The sequence below is a fragment of the Haloglomus salinum genome, assembly GCF_024298825.1.
In the GTDB taxonomy this organism is placed as follows: Archaea; Halobacteriota; Halobacteria; order Halobacteriales; family Haloarculaceae; genus Haloglomus; species Haloglomus salinum.
Genome location: NZ_CP101153.1, coordinates 2839544 through 2853468, shown reverse-complemented (window position 1 = coordinate 2853468; position 13925 = coordinate 2839544). Strand labels below are relative to the sequence as shown.

Genomic DNA, 13925 nt, shown 5'->3' with positions numbered 1-13925 from the left:
TATTATAATATCAATACCTGACCTCAAATTTCCTATATTGTAAATTTATTAGGGATTACGGAAGGATATTGGTGTCGTCCATCACTTCTCCACGACCAGCACGGGTGCGACGGGGTCCGGGTTCGGCGCCACGCTCTCCAGCAACGCCCCCACCGGCCGCGCCTCGTGACCCAGCAACTCCTCGACCCGTTCGTGCGTCAGCACGTTCTCGCCGGTGTCGACCAGCCGCAGGCGCCGCCGGAGCCAGCGCTCGTCGTGCTCGCCGAGCCAGTAGTCGTCCGGCGCCGCGAGGTGGGTCTCGTGCCACGCCTGCCGCGCGGGCGAGGGGTAGTTGAACACGAGGAGTCCGCCCTCCGCCACCAGGGCGAACAGGTCACGCAGCGCCCGCTCGATGTCGGGGACGTAGTCCAGCGTGTTCAGACAGTAGACGACATCGAACGTCCGGTCGATGCCGGGGGCCGGCAGCCCCGCCGCCGCGAACGTCACCTCGGCGAGCCCCCACTCGGGAGCCAGCGCGTCGTCCGCGGACCGGCGTTCCTCGTCGTTCGCGCGCGCCAGTTCGAGCGCGGCGGGTGCGGGGTCGTAGCCGAAGAACCCGGTGTCGGGGAACTCCTCGGCCAGGTCGAGCAGGACGACGGCCGCCCCACAGCCGACCGAGGCGACCGAGTCGGGGACGCCCCGCTCGACGAACAGGTCACCCAGCAGCCGCGCGGCGTCGTGTCCCCGACGACACATCGCGTCCCGGTCGGCCGGGGTGAGCGGCGCTCTCCAGAACGCGTCCCAGTCGATAGTCGGCCAGTCGCCGTCCTGGGCGGTCTCACGCGGGGCCTCGGGCGGCGAGTCGGCCACGCGGTCGCTCATCGGCGGATCTCGAAGCCGGTGATTCCCTCGGGCGACTCATGTTCGACGGTTACGTCGTCGACGCGGGCCCGCGTCGGGCCCTCATGGCAGTACTCCAGCATCCCCTCGACCGCCGACTCGGGCCCCTCGAAGACGGCCTCGACGCGGCCGTCGTCCAGGTTGCGGACCCAGCCGTCCACGACGCGTTCGATGGCCTCGCGCCGGGTGGTCGCCCGGTAGGTCACCCCCTGGACGCGACCGCTGACGAAGACGTGGGCCCGCACGCGCGTACCGTCTCCGTCGGCTGTCATGCGTTCCCGTTCCAGAGCGGCGTACTAAAGCCTGTCCGCGAACGCCGGGCGATACGGCCGCCGCAGGCCCGTCCCCGGCTGGTGTCGGCGTGCCGACCCGTTTTTGGTCGTCCACCGTCCACCCTGGAGCATGGTTCTGGAGGGGACGGTCCTCGTCGGTCGGGAGTTCGAACCCGTGGAAGGCCGCGTCGTCGTCGAGGACGGCACGATAGAGCGTATCGAGCGCGACGACGTCGACAGCGACGACATCATCCTGCCGGCGTTCGTCAACGCCCACACCCACATCGGCGACTCCATCGCGAAGGACGCCGGCGCCGGCCTCTCGCTGGACGAACTGGTCGCACCGCCGGACGGCCTGAAACACCGCCTCCTCCGCGACGCCGACCGCTCGGAACTCGTCGGGGCCATGCACCGGTCGCTGCGCTACATGCGCCAGGGCGGAACCGGCGCGTTCGTCGAGTTCCGCGAGGGCGGCGTCGAAGGCGTCGAAGCCATCCGTGACGCGCTGGAGGGCGTCGATATCGAGTCGGTCGTCCTCGGCCGGGAGACGGTCGACGCGATGGAAGCGGCCGACGGCTTCGGTGCCTCCGGGGCTCGCGACGGCGACTTCTCCCGGGAACGCAACGCCACCCGCGAGGCAGACAAACTGTTCGGCATCCACGCCGGCGAGCGCGACGCCGCCGACATCAACCCGGCGCTGGACCTCGACCCGGACTTCCTCGTCCACATGGTCCACGCCGAGGAACTCCACTTCGAGCGCGTCGAGGAGCGCGGGACCCCCATCGTCGTCTGCCCGCGCTCGAACCTCGTCACGAAAGTGGGGTTCCCGCCCGTCGGTGACATGCTCGAGCGGACCCCGGTCGCGCTCGGGACGGACAACGTGATGCTCAACTCCCCGTCGATGTTCCGCGAGATGGCGTTCACGATGAAGCTGAGCGACGACCGCGTCACCGCGCCCGACGTGCTGCGGATGGCCACGGTCGCCGGGGCGGACCTCGCGGGGCTGAACTGCGGCTGCATCGAACCCGGGCGCGAGCCCCGGCTCCTCGTGCTCGACGGCGACTCGGACAACCTCGCGGACTATCGTGACCCCGTTCGCGCGGTCGTCCGACGCGCGAGCGTCAGCGACGTCAAGCGCGTGACGGGCCCGGGCGAGTTCGACGACTGAACGCTCCGCCGGGACGTAACGCTCTACTGCCCCGGCAGCGGACCACCGCGTATGGAGCCCGTCGTCGCGGTCCTCCTGGTGACCTGCCTCGTGCTCGGGGTCGGTGCCGCCCTCCTCGGCCGGCGGGTCCGCCGGCTCGACGGTACGGCCCCGGGGGCCGAACCGGCCACGGCCAGCGGCAACGCCGACCGACCGCTCGGCCCGGTGGCTCGCTGGGCCACCGACGGCGGCGAGGCCGGAAGCGACACGCCGCGCGCCGACGCGTCGGGCCAGGGGAGCGCCGGCGGCACCCGTGGGCCGAAACTCGTGCTGGCCTACGTCCGCCCCGACCGGCTGGAGGCCGTGAAAGACGCACTCGCCGCGGTCGGGGCGCCCTCGCTGACCGTGACGCAGGTGTCGGGCCGCGGGAGTCAAGCCCCCGAAGAGGGCCAGTGGCGTGGCGAGACGTACACCGTCGACCTCCACCGGAAGGCGAAGGTCGAGTGCGTCGTCGCCGACGTCCCCGTCGACGACGTGGTCGAGGCCATCGCCGACGCTGCCCACACCGGCGACCCGGGCGACGGGAAGGTGTTCGTCCTGCCGGTCGAGCGTGCGCTCCAGATCCGGACAGGCAAGCGCGGCCCGGACGCGGTCTGAGCGGGACGCCCGTGGCCGCGGACGTGCCCGGGTCGGCCGCGGGACCACCCGCGGCTCAGGGCTCGACGACCAGCTTTCCGAGGAACGAGTCGTCCAGGACGGCCTGCTGAGCGGCCTTGACTCCGTCGAGGTCGTACGTTCGCGCGACCTGGGGCACGAGCGACCCACGCTCCAGGAGGGCCGCCAGCCGCCCGAGCACCCGCGCCACGTCGGGCGTGTTGAACATCGAGACGTGGTTCACGGTCAGCGCCTTGCCGCGATGGGCCGGGACGTTCGGAAAGGTCGCCTCGGGGTCGGTGTTGCCGATGGCCGCGATACGCCCGCGGAACGCCGCGACCTCGCAGTCCAGCCCCAGGTAGTCGTCGAGCCGGTGGTCGAGGACAACGTCGGGCTGGCCAGCCGCACGGATGGCGTCCGCGAGGTCGTCGCGGCCGTAGTCCAGCACGTCGTCGGCACCCAGTTCGGAGAGGTCGTCGTGGTACTCCGGGCGCGCCGTGGTCGTGATGCGGGCGCCGGCGGCCGCCGCGACCTGGACGGCGACGTGGCCGACGCCGCCCGACCCGCCATGGACGAGGACCCGCTCGCCCGGGTCGAGGTCGCACCGCGCGACCAGCGACTGCCACGCCGTCACGCCGACCAGCGCGCTGGCCGCGGCCGCCGCGAACCCCACGCGGTCCGGGAGCGGCGCGAGTCGGTCGGTCGGGACCGCGACGTACTCGGCGCACGTCCCCGGTCGATCGTTGCCCAGCGCGGTCGCGAACACCCGGTCGCCCGGGTCGTAGTCGGTCACGGCGTCGCCGACCGCCGTCACCACGCCGGCAGCGTCGCTCCCGGGAATCCACGGCAGCCGCCCCGGCGCGTACGACCCCTCCCGGAAGTACGTGTCCACGGGGTTGACCGACGCCGCGCGCACCTTCACCAGCACCTCGTCGTTGCCGGGGGTCGGACGGTCGACGTCCTCAACCATGAGCTGTTCCGGCCCGCCGTGGTCGTGGTATCGGACGGCTCGCATGGCCGGGGCGAGGGGCGCACCCGTCAAAGCCGTGGGGGTGGCGGCGGGCGTTTCGGAGCCGGCAGCAGGCGGACGGGGGAGGGGCCGGACGCGGGAGTGACCGGACGTGAGGCCGGCCGGAGCGACCCGAACCCTTTCGGCCGCCGCCGGTGACCACTCGCGTATGAGCGACACGCCCGCGGGCGACCCCGAGACGTTCGAGGCCGGCGGCATCACCCTCGAGAAGCGCCGGGAGTTCGTCTGGGAGATCCCCCAGGACGAGGCCGAGGGGATGCGCGTCCCCGCGCGCATCCTCGCCAGTCGGTCGCTGCTGGAGGAAATCAAGAACGACAAGACGCTCCAGCAACTCCGGAACACGACCCACCTCCCCGGCATCCGGAAGTACGCCATCTGCATGCCCGACGGCCACCAGGGCTACGGCTTCCCGGTCGGCGGGGTGGCCGGAATAGATGCAGAAGATGGCTGTATCTCCCCCGGAGCGGTGGGCTACGACGTAAATTGCGGAGTGAGAATGGTTAAAACTAATCTCTCCTACGACGACCTCCGCGGCCGCGAGGAGGAACTCGTCGAGGCCCTCTTCGACGCCGTCCCCACGGGCCTCGGCGGCGGTGGAGTCGTCGAGAGCGACATCTCGACCGTGGAGTCGGTCCTGAACCGGGGTGTCGACTGGGCACTCGAACACGGCTACGCCGTCGAGGACGACCTGACCCACTGCGAGGACGAGGGGATGCGCCACGACGCGGACCCGGACGCGGTGTCGAAGAAGGCGAAGGACCGCGGTCGTACCCAGCTCGGCTCGCTCGGCTCGGGCAACCACTTCCTCGAGGTCCAGCGCGTCACCGACATCTACCGCGAGGACGTGGCCGACGCCTACGGGCTGGAACCGGACCAGGTGGTCGTCCTCATCCACTGTGGCTCCCGGGGGCTGGGCCATCAGGTCTGTACGGACTACCTCCGTGACATCGAGCAGGCCCACCAGGGGCTCCTGGCGCAGTTGCCCGACCGGGAGCTGGCTGCGGCGCCCGCCGGCTCCCAGCTGGCCGAGCAGTACTACGGCGCGATGTGCGCGGCCATCAACTTCGCGTGGGTCAATCGGCAGCTCATCACCCACCGGACACGGGAGGTGTTCGCCGACGTGTTCGACGCCGACTGGCAGGACCTGGGGATGGACCTGCTGTACGACGTATCCCACAACATCGCCAAACGCGAGGTCCACGAGGTGCCCGACGGCGCGGGCGGCACCGAACAGCGCGAACTGTTCGTCCACCGGAAGGGTGCCACGCGGGCGTTCCCGGCGGGCAATCCCGAGGTCCCGAAGGCCCACCGTGACGTGGGCCAGCCCATCATCATCCCGGGGAGCATGGGCGCCGGGTCGTACGTCCTGCGCGGCGGCGAGAACTCGATGGCCGAGACGTTCGGCTCCACGGCCCACGGCGCCGGCCGGCTGATGAGCCGCACCCAGGCCAAACAGGACTACTGGGGCGGTGACGTCCAGGACGACCTCCGCGAGCAGGAGCACATCTACGTGAAGGCCTCGTCGGGCGCCACCATCGCCGAGGAGGCGCCCGGCGTCTACAAGGACGTCGACGAGGTGGTCCGGGTGAGTGACGCGCTCGGCATCGGGGACCGGGTCGCACGGACGTTCCCTGTCTGCAACATCAAGGGCTGAACGGGTCGAACGACGGGGTCCCGAGACTGCCGGCGCTACCGCTCTCCGGTCGAGGGCTAGAGGAAGGAGCCGGTCGCGTGGACCGGCGGACTGTACCCCCAGTTCAGTGTGTTACTGCTGACGTGGGGCGCGCGCCTCGCGGACGTCGGCTCCGTCCCGTAGCTTGTCCTCGCAGTGGGGACAGACACGGACGGTATCCATGCCCTGCGGGGCGAACACCCGTACGTACGCCTCGCTAACGTACGAGTCGCAGTTGTTGCAGTGGGGCACACCTAACGTCTACTTAGTCTCATATTTAACGCTTTGGTTCGAACGGAAACTCCGGCGGTCGAGCACCCCCCTCGCCCTCGCGTGATTGCAGGGCCATCAGTCACGAAGAAAGTCGAACGAGACATCGTCCAGCGACAGGTTCGGGTCGACCTCCTCGCCGTCCTCGTGCCGGACGAACGAGAGGTAGAACGGGCGCCCACACCCCTCGCCGCGGGTCTCGCTCGCGCCACAGACCAGCTCCACGCCGTCGGCGTCGACGGCGTCGCCGTCCAGCAGCGGGGGCTCGGTTCCCGCCTCGAACGCCTCGTAGACGGGGACGTACGTCCAGCCCGCCAGCGGGTCCGGCGTGACCGCCTTGTCGGCGAGGTAGGCATCCCGCTCCAGTTCCACCACCGCATCACACCGCGGGCAGGTGTAGGTGACTGTGACCATACCGTCGGTCCGGGCGCCAGGGGCTAAACCACCACGCCCGACTCTGCCCCGGTCCCGGCCGGACACCGGCCCCCGCGATGCAGGCCGACGCCGTGGCCGGGTTCGGGGCCGACACGCCTTTGACCACCGCGCGAGTGCCCTCGCGCATGATCGACGAGACGGTCGCGGAGATCCGCGACATGCAGACCCACAGCTCCTCTGTCGTGGCGGTGAAGGCGGCCGAGGCGCTGCGGGAGGTGCTGGACCGCGACTACCCGTCGCTCGAGGAGTACGTTCGGGACCTCGAACGGAACAGCCAGGCGCTCAAGCGCGCCCAGCCCTCCCACGCGACGCTGCACACCACGCAGGGACAGATACAGGCCTCCGTCACGGACGTCGACCACGAGGACGTGGCGGCCGCGAAGGCGGCCACCGAGGACGCCATCGAGGCGGTCGTCGAGCAGGTCGAGACCGGCAAGCGGCAGGCCGCCGAGAACGCCGCCGATGCGCTCCGTGACGGTGACGTGGTCCTCACGCACGACTACTCCTCGACCGTGCTCGAGGCGCTGGAACTCGCGGCCGCCGAGGGCCGCCACCTCGAGGTGTACGTGACCGAGGCGCGCCCGCGCTACCTCGGGCGCAAGACGGCCCGCACGCTCGCGGGTATCGACCGCATCGAGCCCCACCTGCTCGTGGACTCGGCCTGTGGCGAGGTCCTCCCCGAGTGCGACCGCGTGATGGTCGGGATGGACTGCATCGTCGAGGACACGTTCTACAACCGCGTCGGCACCTTCCCCATCGCCGCAACCGCGGCCGAGCTCGCGGTCCCGGTCACCGTCGTCGGCGCCTCGACGAAGGTCATCGACGAGGGCGGGTTCCAGTTCCAGAACGAGTTCCGGCCCGCGAGCGAGGTCATGCTCGAACCCGCCGATGGGTTCGACATCGAGAACCCCGCGTACGACGCGACGCCGATGCATCTCGTCGACTCGGTCATCACGGACGAGGGGACGCTGTCGCCCTGACATCCTCCCCGCTCTGAAGGGCAGGGCTTTCTCCTCGATCCTCCGGTAACACCGACCACGGCCATCAGGCCGGGATGGACGCCTCGAACACGGGCTGGTCGACCAGTGTGCGACCGCAGGCCGGGCAGCCGTAGGCCCGTCGGCAGTCGCCGTCCACGGACCGCTCGGTGACGACCCAGTCCCCCTCGACGGGGGCCCTGCGGCCGCAGGTGGGGCAGAACAGCACCGACTTCCGCGGCGTGGATGTCCTCTCTTTTGCCACCTCCCGGGTTTGAGCGGATTTCATTACCATACATACCCATCAGACGCGGTTAACGCTGACGGTGGGAGCGGCGGCTCCACGGAAGTGCAGCGAGAACGAAACGGAACGCCCCTCAGGCGTACTTCGCGACGATGTTGAGGACCTCGTCGAGTTCGTCGCCGTCGAGCGCGTAGCGCTCCTGGGCGAACACGGACCGGACCTCGTCGCGGTCCTGCGGGAGGGTGTCGGCGATCTTGTGGGCGGTCTTCTCGTCGAGCTTCTCCAGTTCGAGGAGGTCCTCGACCAGCGCACGGCCGTCCTCGGCGCTCATGGCGGCAAAGCGGTTGGCGTGGTCGATGGCGCGCGCCAGTTCGTAGCGCATCTCGCGGTCCTCGTCGAGCGCGCGCTCCTGCTCGACCTCCGCCAGCAGCTCCTTGGCCTCGGCGGTGGTGACGTACTCGGCGTCGAGCGTCTCCTTGAAGATCGTCATGCGGTTACTCCGTCTGTCGGCGGAGGTGCGCGGGCTTCGTGATGATGGTCTTCTCCTTGCTGCCGTCGGTGATGGTCACCTTGTAGGCACGGCCCTGCTGAGCCTCGATTTCACCGGTGTGACCGTTGAATCGGGGGTGGAAGCGGCCGTCCGGCACGCTCGGGTCGATGTGGAGGTGGACCTTGTCGCCCGCCTCGAACTCCTCGACGGCGCGCTGCGGCGGGGAGGTCCCCCGCTCGCGGGGCTTGTTCCGTAGCTTGTTGCGTGTTCCGTGAAGGGGCCCGTTGGAGCTCGGCATAGTCGTGAGACCGAATTGACCCGAGGAGTACTTGAATGGTGTGTTCTGTGTCCGGTACCGTGGGCGTCACCGAACCGCTCGGCGTGGCCACTACGGCGGAAGCACGCGCCGGAAGAACGGGCCGTTCACCGAACCTCGTCCGGTCGAAGCGCCGTGTCCGACTGGAGCCATGCGTGCTCCTCGTCCGTCCGGTACACGACCACGTCGCCGCCTTCCTCTCGAAGTTCGAGCGCATCCATCTCGGCCTCCCAGCGCTCCTCGTGGCTGGGCTGGGGGCACCGTTCGCCCTCGAGCAGCTCGCGGGCCTGCTCCTCGGAGAGGCCCGACATCGCCGCACGGAAGGCCCACGGCGCGAGCGGGTCACGCGCTGTCTCGACCTCGGAGGTCGTCGAATCCTCGCGGGCGCCGGCGCTCATGCCGACCACCCCGACGGTGCCCAGGTCGAGCGCTGCCTGCTGTGGGTCATATCGGCAACGATGGGCCACGTCTGCATAAGTAGGTCGGGCGTTCTCGCGTCCTGAAAACGGCCTCCACGGCGGCCAGAAGGCTTATACCTGCCGAGAGAGGTTCGCCGCAGAACCGGCTCGACGGCGGAGCTGGCCTCAGATGCGACCGACTTCCTCGACCTGCACCGACTCGACGCCCTCGACGCCGGAGAAGGCCTCCTCGACGGCCTCGGTGCCCCCGGCGTCGTCGGGGACGATGACGGTGGGGAACAGCGCCACCAGCCCGAACGCGACGTCGTCGCGCTGGGTGCCCTTGATGTGGGCACCCTCGGGGAGGGAGGATTCCAGACGCTCCTGGAGTGCGTCCAGGTCCACGTCGGGGCTCTCCGGCATGACCTTGAGTTTGGCTGCGACCTTCCCCATCGTCAGGGCCCCGTGAAGCCACAGTCCGGACACTCGTAGAGGTTGCTCTGCTTGCGGCAGGTCGAACACCGGAAGATCAGGTGCCCGCAGTCGGGGCACTTGAACCGGGCGGCGTTCGTCCCGGCGATGTTGATGCCACAGGAGACGCACTGGCGCGTCTCGCTGTTGTCGGCCTGGCTCATACCTCCGTTTGGTCGTGGACCGGGTTTAAGCCTTGCCAACCGGGGCGCAGACCCCGGGAGCCCGTGACACGGCGACTGCCGGGAGTACCCGATACCTCGCAGCAGGAGAACCGACATCGTCGGGCCGTCCCGCCTGGTTTCAAGAGCCATCCGCCCGCCAGCAGGGATATGGCAATCGTCGACGCCGCGTTCTACGCGATCCATCTCCTCGTCGGGGCGCTCTGGACCGGGAGCGTCCTGTTCGCCGCCGCCGCAGTGCTGCCGACCGCTCGCGCGGGCGAGGTCAGGCCGGAACCGCTATCGGCCGTCTTCAGCCGGCTGACGACACTCTCACGCGGCTCAGCCCTCGTGATGTTGCTGACGGGCGGGCATATGGCCGCCCAGCTCTACACGTTCGAGAGCCTGACCGCCAGCCCGCGGGGCCATCTCGTCCTCACGATGACGCTGCTCTGGCTCGTCATGACGGGGCTCGTCGAGGTCGGGAACAGCCGGCTACAGGACGGCCTCGACGCCAAGAAGGTCCGCTCGCCCGCACGGACGGCCGGGCGGTTCTACCGCGCGGCCGGCGTCGTCGCCGTCCTCCTGCTGCTCGATGCGGGCGTCCTGGCCGCCAACAGCGCCGGGTTCCTCCCGCTCTGACCCGAAGGCGTTAGTCACGGCCGCCCGACGGACCCGCAATGGCCGACGACCCGGCGTCCGGACGGTACCGACCGCGCTCCGGGGCCGACCGCTCCACCGACATCCCCCCGGCGCCCGAACCCGACGGACTCCCGCTGCTCGGCAACACCCACCAGTACCTCCGGGACCCGCTCACCTTCCACGAGCGCCACGCCCGCGACCTGGGCGACGTGGTCCGGGTCCGACTCGCGGGCGGCAGCTTCCACTACGTCACACACCCCGAGGACATCCAGCGCGTCCTCGTGAGCGACCAGCACCGCTTCCGGAAGGCCTCGCAGGTCGCCGAGGCCGGCGGCGGCTTCCTCACGGACGGGATGTTCCTCGCGACGGGCGAGCAGTGGCGGCGCGCACGCACCGTCGCCCAGCCCGCCTTCTACCGCGAGCGCGTCGAGCGCTACGGCCGCCACGCCGTCGCCGCGACCCGAGAGGCGACGGCCAGCTGGTCGGACGGTGACCGCGTGGACCTCGGGGCGGTCACCAAACGGGTCACGCTCGACGTGCTGGTCCGGGCACTGTTCGACCGCGACCTCGACGACGAGTTCGGGCAGACCGTCGCCGAGGCCGCACGCACCGTCAACGACTTCCTGGATGCGACCTCGCTCCGGACCGTCCTGCCGCTCCCGGACTGGCTCCCGACCCCGTCGAAGCGGCGCTTCGAGGCCGCACGCGCGGACTTCGACGACGCCGTCGACGACCTGCTCGACGACCGCGGAGGTCCCGGCGACGACGCCGCGACCGACGGCCCGACATCGCTGGACGCCATCGAGGACCCGGACCTGCTGGACCTGCTGCTGGCCGCGAACCGTGCGGCCGACGAGGCCGACCGCCTCTCGCGGGGCGAACTCCGGGACAACCTCGTCACCTTCCTGTTCGCCGGGCACGAGACGACCGCGCTGGCGCTCTCGTACGCCGGCCACCTGCTCGCGGGCGCGCCCGACGCGAGCGACCGCCTCACGGCCGAGGTCGACGCGCTCGACGGCGATCCCTCGGTCGCCGACCTGCCCGACCTCCCGTACACGGAGGCGGTCGTGAAGGAGTCGATGCGGCGGTATCCGCCGCTGTACACGCTGTTCCGCGAACCGCTCGAACCGGTCGTTCTCGGCGGCCGCCACGTGCCCGCGGGCGCGGCGCTCGTCCTCCCCCAGCGCATCGTCCACACGGACCCGCGCTGGTGGGCCGCACCGGACGAGTTCCGTCCCGAGCGGTGGCTCGACGACGAGACGGACCGCCCCGAGTACGCCTACTTCCCGTTCGGCGGTGGCCCACGCCACTGTATCGGCGCGCGGTTCGCGATGCTGGAGGCACAGCTGGCGCTGGCCACGCTCGCGCGCGAGTGGCGGTTCACCGACCCGGGCGAGGTGACGCCGTCGCTCAACGTCACGCTCCAGCCCGAGGACCCAATCGAGGTCACCGTCCGCCAGCGCTGACGCCGCCGTCCGTGGCGGCCCCCCCGAGGGCCGCGTGCCCGACGCCCGCCCGGAACAGTACCCAGCCGGCGAACAGCGCGAGCGTCGCGAGCTCGGCGAGCAGCAGCGCGCTCGTCGGCCCGGAGAGGACGAACGTCGTCGCGACGAGCGCGCGGACCACCCACAGCACGGCGACGAGGGCGGCGCCGCCGACGAGCAGGAGTCCGGCACGGGACCGGTCGTCATCACCTGCCCCGGCCCGCCGCAGTCCGAACCCGTCCAGCAGCGGCGCCGTCCAGCCCGCGAGGTAGGCGGCCGCGAGCGCCGGAAGGTGCGCGACCGACGGGGCGGGGAACAGGCCCGCGAGCGCGAGACCGGTGAACGCCACGCCGGCGAGTGTCGTCGTGACCCGGTCGTGGCGGTCGGGCGCCGCCTCCCACCAGGCGCGGACGGCGACCAGCCCGAACAACCCGGCGAGCACGAGTCCGTAGTCGAACGGGAACGCGCCCGCCCCGCCCGGCCGCCCGAGGTCCGAGAGCCGGGCCCGAACGGGAAGGATGCGGACGGTCGGGTCGAAAACGAGTCCCAGGAGGACGGCGAGGACGAGGCTCGCGACGCTGGCGGCCCCGACCAGACGCGTGCGCGAGTCGGTCACGACTGATGGCCCACGGCGCCGGGGCTTGTGTGTGACGCTTGCCGGTGCGTGCAAAAACCGCGGCAAATATCCGCCCGAATCCACATTGGAGGGGACTGTGCAGCGTCGACCCGACTGAATGAACGTAAAGGTAGAGTGCTGGTGCGGGGACGAGATGGACGTCCACGGCGACCCACTCGAGGCCGAGGCGGACCTCCGGACGGCGTGTCCGAACTGTGGACGGAGGTACGTACTGACGCTGACCCGCTACCGGGACGCGACCGACGACTGAGTTCGGTCGGCGGGGGGCGCGCGCAGGTCCCGTTCGCGCTCCCGGCGGCGCTCGGCTCGGCGGGCCTGCAGGGAGTCCTGCAACCGGTCGGCCACCGTCTCCCGGAGCTGGGCGGCGCGGTCGGCCTCGATATCGAGCGCCTTCGGGTCACCGCTCGTCAGGCCGCGCGACCCGGCCGTGTCGACGACCACCGTCGCGAGGTCACGGCGACGCTGGAAGACGCTCTCGGTCTCCACGACCGTCTGGACCCGGTAGTACGGAACGACGGTCGTCTCGCGCGACCAGAACCCCGACCGGAGGACGACGTGGTCCGCGAGGACGGCGAACCCGAGGTTGCGCCATTTCAGGTGGGCTCCCAGCGGCGCCAGCAACACCAGCCCGAGAGTGAGATACCAGGCGAACGAGAACTCCGAGAACCGGTGGACGCCGTAGGCGATGCCCGTGAGCAGGAGGCCGGCCAGTGCGTACCTGATAGCGTACCGGGTGCGGGCGCGGGCGGGCGGGCGTTCGAACGACACCTCACCGAACGGCTCCACCTCGCGCGCCAGGTCGACGACGCGCGAGCGGCGCGCCAACGGGACGGCCGACTCCGCTCCCGCGTCCCCGGGCGCGTAGCCCGCCGTCTCGACGGTGAGCGACGCGTAGCCGATGCGCCGCGCGAGGACGTTCTCCGAGAGCACCACCGACTGGACCTTCGACAGCGGGACCGTCCCGGTGTAGCGGTTGAGGAGGCCGCGCTCGTACCGGAGTTCGTCGCCGGCGCGCGCGAGGCGGAACCCGTAGAAGTTCCCCACGGAGAAGGCCGCGCTCGCCAGCACCGCGACGAGGACGATACCGGCCGCGAACAGCGGCGCGGCGACCGCCAGCGAGAACAGCGGGTCCGTGGCCCGCCGTGTCAGCGACGGGGCGACGATGGGGATGACCGCCGAGAACAGCGATAGCAGGCGCAGGTCGACCGAGACGACACCCAGCAACGCCAGTTCGCGGGGCGACATGGCGAACAGCTCCTCCTCCTCGGGGTCGTCAGCGGCCGTCGCCTCTCCGTTCCGCTCATCCTCGGCTCGCCGTTTCAGCCGGCCGACTTCGGCGCGGAGGCGCTCGGCTTCGGCCTCCGTGACGTACCGGAGTTCGGCCTCCACGTCGCTGCCGCCCGCCGTCTCGACCGTGACGGCGGCGATGCCGAGGGCTCGCTGGACGGCGTTCCGACTGGTATCGACGTTCTGGACGCGACCGAGCGGAATCTCGCGGGTCCGGCGGGAGAAGACGCCGGACTCGATATCGAGCGTGTCCCCCGTGAGTTCGTACTCGAACCGCTGCCAGCGCGCGAACTGGTAGAGCCCCGCCAGTGCCAGCACCCCGGCGACGACGGCCAGGGCCACCAGCGGCCCGGCGCCGGGCATCTGCGTCGAGCCGAAGGTGGCGATGACGAGTATCCACCCCAGCCGCGCGGCCGTCGTCGCGGCGCCGTACGGAATCGAGAGGGGGGTAAGACGCAT

At 70.7% G+C, this 13925-nt stretch carries 20 protein-coding genes; 7 read left to right on the top strand and 13 right to left on the bottom strand.

Features of this window, described 5'->3' with window-relative positions; all coding sequences use genetic code 11:
• Positions 1–81: 81 nt before the first annotated feature.
• Both NL115_RS13730 and NL115_RS13725 read right to left on the bottom strand, forming a co-directional pair.
• The gene (locus tag NL115_RS13730; RefSeq protein WP_254829921.1) at positions 82–861 is read right to left on the bottom strand and encodes a class I SAM-dependent methyltransferase; all 780 of its coding nucleotides are present in this window, start codon (positions 859–861) and stop codon (positions 82–84) included.
• On the bottom strand, positions 858–1151 hold the full coding sequence (locus tag NL115_RS13725; protein ID WP_254829920.1) for an acylphosphatase: 294 nt from the start codon (positions 1149–1151) through the stop codon (positions 858–860). The genes NL115_RS13730 and NL115_RS13725 overlap by 4 nt, the downstream gene beginning before the upstream one ends.
• Positions 1152–1281: 130 nt before the next feature.
• On the opposite strand from NL115_RS13725, the gene NL115_RS13720 reads away from it, so the two are divergent.
• The gene (locus NL115_RS13720) at positions 1282–2319 is read left to right on the top strand and encodes an amidohydrolase family protein (RefSeq protein WP_254829919.1); all 1038 of its coding nucleotides are present in this window, start codon (positions 1282–1284) and stop codon (positions 2317–2319) included.
• 51 nt (positions 2320–2370) lie between these two features.
• Positions 2371–2955 carry a P-II family nitrogen regulator gene (locus NL115_RS20800; protein ID WP_254829918.1) on the top strand — a complete coding sequence of 195 codons (585 nt, stop codon included), beginning with the start codon at positions 2371–2373 and terminating at the stop codon, positions 2953–2955.
• A gap of 55 nt (positions 2956–3010) precedes the next feature.
• Here NL115_RS20800 and NL115_RS13710 read toward each other — a convergent pair whose 3' ends face one another.
• On the bottom strand, positions 3011–3967 hold the full coding sequence (locus tag NL115_RS13710; RefSeq protein ID WP_254829917.1) for an NADPH:quinone reductase: 957 nt from the start codon (positions 3965–3967) through the stop codon (positions 3011–3013).
• 163 nt (positions 3968–4130) lie between these two features.
• Here NL115_RS13710 and NL115_RS13705 point away from each other — a divergent pair, with 163 nt between their 5' ends.
• Positions 4131–5636: an RtcB family protein gene (locus NL115_RS13705; protein ID WP_254829916.1), complete on the top strand. Its 1506-nt coding sequence runs from the start codon at positions 4131–4133 to the stop codon at positions 5634–5636.
• Between the two features lie 111 nt (positions 5637–5747).
• Here NL115_RS13705 and NL115_RS13700 read toward each other — a convergent pair whose 3' ends face one another.
• Entirely contained in the window at positions 5748–5906 is a 159-nt protein-coding gene (locus NL115_RS13700) for a DUF7563 family protein (RefSeq protein WP_254821494.1), read from the bottom strand.
• A gap of 96 nt (positions 5907–6002) precedes the next feature.
• On the bottom strand, positions 6003–6338 hold the full coding sequence (locus NL115_RS13695; RefSeq protein WP_254829915.1) for a DUF7969 family protein: 336 nt from the start codon (positions 6336–6338) through the stop codon (positions 6003–6005).
• Between the two features lie 146 nt (positions 6339–6484).
• On the opposite strand from NL115_RS13695, the gene NL115_RS13690 reads away from it, so the two are divergent.
• Positions 6485–7339 (top strand): eIF2B alpha/beta/delta subunit family protein, encoded by an 855-nt coding sequence (locus tag NL115_RS13690; protein WP_254829914.1) that lies wholly within the window; start codon positions 6485–6487, stop codon positions 7337–7339.
• A 64-nt stretch (positions 7340–7403) separates the two neighbouring features.
• Here the strand turns inward: NL115_RS13690 and NL115_RS13685 are convergent, their stop codons facing one another.
• The 6 genes from NL115_RS13685 to NL115_RS13660 form a co-directional block, all read right to left on the bottom strand.
• Positions 7404–7625, bottom strand: a complete 222-nt coding sequence (locus NL115_RS13685) for a DUF8106 domain-containing protein (RefSeq protein ID WP_254829913.1) — start codon at positions 7623–7625, stop codon at positions 7404–7406.
• Positions 7626–7713: 88 nt separating this feature from the next.
• Positions 7714–8070, bottom strand: a complete 357-nt coding sequence (locus NL115_RS13680; RefSeq protein ID WP_254829912.1) for an RNA polymerase Rpb4 family protein — start codon at positions 8068–8070, stop codon at positions 7714–7716.
• A 4-nt stretch (positions 8071–8074) separates the two neighbouring features.
• The gene (locus tag NL115_RS13675; RefSeq protein ID WP_254829911.1) at positions 8075–8368 is read right to left on the bottom strand and encodes a 50S ribosomal protein L21e; all 294 of its coding nucleotides are present in this window, start codon (positions 8366–8368) and stop codon (positions 8075–8077) included.
• A 125-nt stretch (positions 8369–8493) separates the two neighbouring features.
• Positions 8494–8784 carry a hypothetical protein gene (locus tag NL115_RS13670; RefSeq protein WP_254821488.1) on the bottom strand — a complete coding sequence of 97 codons (291 nt, stop codon included), beginning with the start codon at positions 8782–8784 and terminating at the stop codon, positions 8494–8496.
• 186 nt (positions 8785–8970) lie between these two features.
• The gene (locus NL115_RS13665) at positions 8971–9237 is read right to left on the bottom strand and encodes an elongation factor 1-beta (protein WP_254821487.1); all 267 of its coding nucleotides are present in this window, start codon (positions 9235–9237) and stop codon (positions 8971–8973) included.
• Positions 9238–9239: 2 nt separating this feature from the next.
• Complete coding sequence (locus NL115_RS13660) at positions 9240–9419, bottom strand: HVO_2753 family zinc finger protein (RefSeq protein WP_254829910.1); 180 nt, start codon at positions 9417–9419, stop codon at positions 9240–9242.
• A 168-nt stretch (positions 9420–9587) separates the two neighbouring features.
• Between NL115_RS13660 and NL115_RS13655 the strand changes: the two genes are divergently transcribed.
• Together NL115_RS13655 and NL115_RS13650 are read left to right on the top strand one after the other, a co-directional pair.
• Entirely contained in the window at positions 9588–10058 is a 471-nt protein-coding gene (locus NL115_RS13655) for a CopD family protein (RefSeq protein WP_254829909.1), read from the top strand.
• Positions 10059–10096: 38 nt separating this feature from the next.
• Positions 10097–11524, top strand: a complete 1428-nt coding sequence (locus NL115_RS13650; RefSeq protein ID WP_254829908.1) for a cytochrome P450 — start codon at positions 10097–10099, stop codon at positions 11522–11524.
• Here the strand turns inward: NL115_RS13650 and NL115_RS13645 are convergent.
• Positions 11505–12158: a hypothetical protein gene (locus NL115_RS13645; RefSeq protein WP_254829907.1), complete on the bottom strand. Its 654-nt coding sequence runs from the start codon at positions 12156–12158 to the stop codon at positions 11505–11507. The two genes, NL115_RS13650 and NL115_RS13645, sit on opposite strands and share 20 nt — an antisense overlap.
• 118 nt (positions 12159–12276) lie before the next feature.
• Here NL115_RS13645 and NL115_RS13640 point away from each other — a divergent pair, with 118 nt between their 5' ends.
• Entirely contained in the window at positions 12277–12429 is a 153-nt protein-coding gene (locus tag NL115_RS13640; RefSeq protein WP_254829906.1) for a hypothetical protein, read from the top strand.
• Here the strand turns inward: NL115_RS13640 and NL115_RS13635 are convergent.
• A complete protein-coding gene (locus NL115_RS13635) occupies positions 12405–13925 on the bottom strand; it encodes a PH domain-containing protein (protein ID WP_254829905.1) in 1521 nt (506 codons plus the stop codon). The genes NL115_RS13640 and NL115_RS13635 overlap by 25 nt on opposite strands.

What these genes read in the sequence shown, in the direction of transcription:
- NL115_RS13685 (WP_254829913.1), bottom strand. Translation starts at nt 7,625, where the DNA reads ATGAAATCCGCTCAAACCCGGGAGGTGGCAAAAGAGAGGACATCCACG.
- NL115_RS13710 (WP_254829917.1), bottom strand. Translation starts at nt 3,967, where the DNA reads ATGCGAGCCGTCCGATACCACGACCACGGCGGGCCGGAACAGCTCATG.
- NL115_RS13720 (WP_254829919.1), top strand. Translation starts at nt 1,282, where the DNA reads ATGGTTCTGGAGGGGACGGTCCTCGTCGGTCGGGAGTTCGAACCCGTG.
- NL115_RS13675 (WP_254829911.1), bottom strand. Translation starts at nt 8,368, where the DNA reads ATGCCGAGCTCCAACGGGCCCCTTCACGGAACACGCAACAAGCTACGG.
- NL115_RS13635 (WP_254829905.1), bottom strand. Translation starts at nt 13,925, where the DNA reads ATGCGTCTTACCCCCCTCTCGATTCCGTACGGCGCCGCGACGACGGCC.
- NL115_RS13650 (WP_254829908.1), top strand. Translation starts at nt 10,097, where the DNA reads ATGGCCGACGACCCGGCGTCCGGACGGTACCGACCGCGCTCCGGGGCC.
- NL115_RS13660 (WP_254829910.1), bottom strand. Translation starts at nt 9,419, where the DNA reads ATGAGCCAGGCCGACAACAGCGAGACGCGCCAGTGCGTCTCCTGTGGC.
- NL115_RS13705 (WP_254829916.1), top strand. Translation starts at nt 4,131, where the DNA reads ATGAGCGACACGCCCGCGGGCGACCCCGAGACGTTCGAGGCCGGCGGC.
- NL115_RS20800 (WP_254829918.1), top strand. Translation starts at nt 2,371, where the DNA reads ATGGAGCCCGTCGTCGCGGTCCTCCTGGTGACCTGCCTCGTGCTCGGG.
- NL115_RS13665 (WP_254821487.1), bottom strand. Translation starts at nt 9,237, where the DNA reads ATGGGGAAGGTCGCAGCCAAACTCAAGGTCATGCCGGAGAGCCCCGAC.
- NL115_RS13640 (WP_254829906.1), top strand. Translation starts at nt 12,277, where the DNA reads ATGAACGTAAAGGTAGAGTGCTGGTGCGGGGACGAGATGGACGTCCAC.
- NL115_RS13730 (WP_254829921.1), bottom strand. Translation starts at nt 861, where the DNA reads ATGAGCGACCGCGTGGCCGACTCGCCGCCCGAGGCCCCGCGTGAGACC.
- NL115_RS13655 (WP_254829909.1), top strand. Translation starts at nt 9,588, where the DNA reads ATGGCAATCGTCGACGCCGCGTTCTACGCGATCCATCTCCTCGTCGGG.
- NL115_RS13670 (WP_254821488.1), bottom strand. Translation starts at nt 8,784, where the DNA reads ATGAGCGCCGGCGCCCGCGAGGATTCGACGACCTCCGAGGTCGAGACA.
- NL115_RS13695 (WP_254829915.1), bottom strand. Translation starts at nt 6,338, where the DNA reads ATGGTCACAGTCACCTACACCTGCCCGCGGTGTGATGCGGTGGTGGAA.
- NL115_RS13690 (WP_254829914.1), top strand. Translation starts at nt 6,485, where the DNA reads ATGATCGACGAGACGGTCGCGGAGATCCGCGACATGCAGACCCACAGC.
- NL115_RS13680 (WP_254829912.1), bottom strand. Translation starts at nt 8,070, where the DNA reads ATGACGATCTTCAAGGAGACGCTCGACGCCGAGTACGTCACCACCGCC.
- NL115_RS13725 (WP_254829920.1), bottom strand. Translation starts at nt 1,151, where the DNA reads ATGACAGCCGACGGAGACGGTACGCGCGTGCGGGCCCACGTCTTCGTC.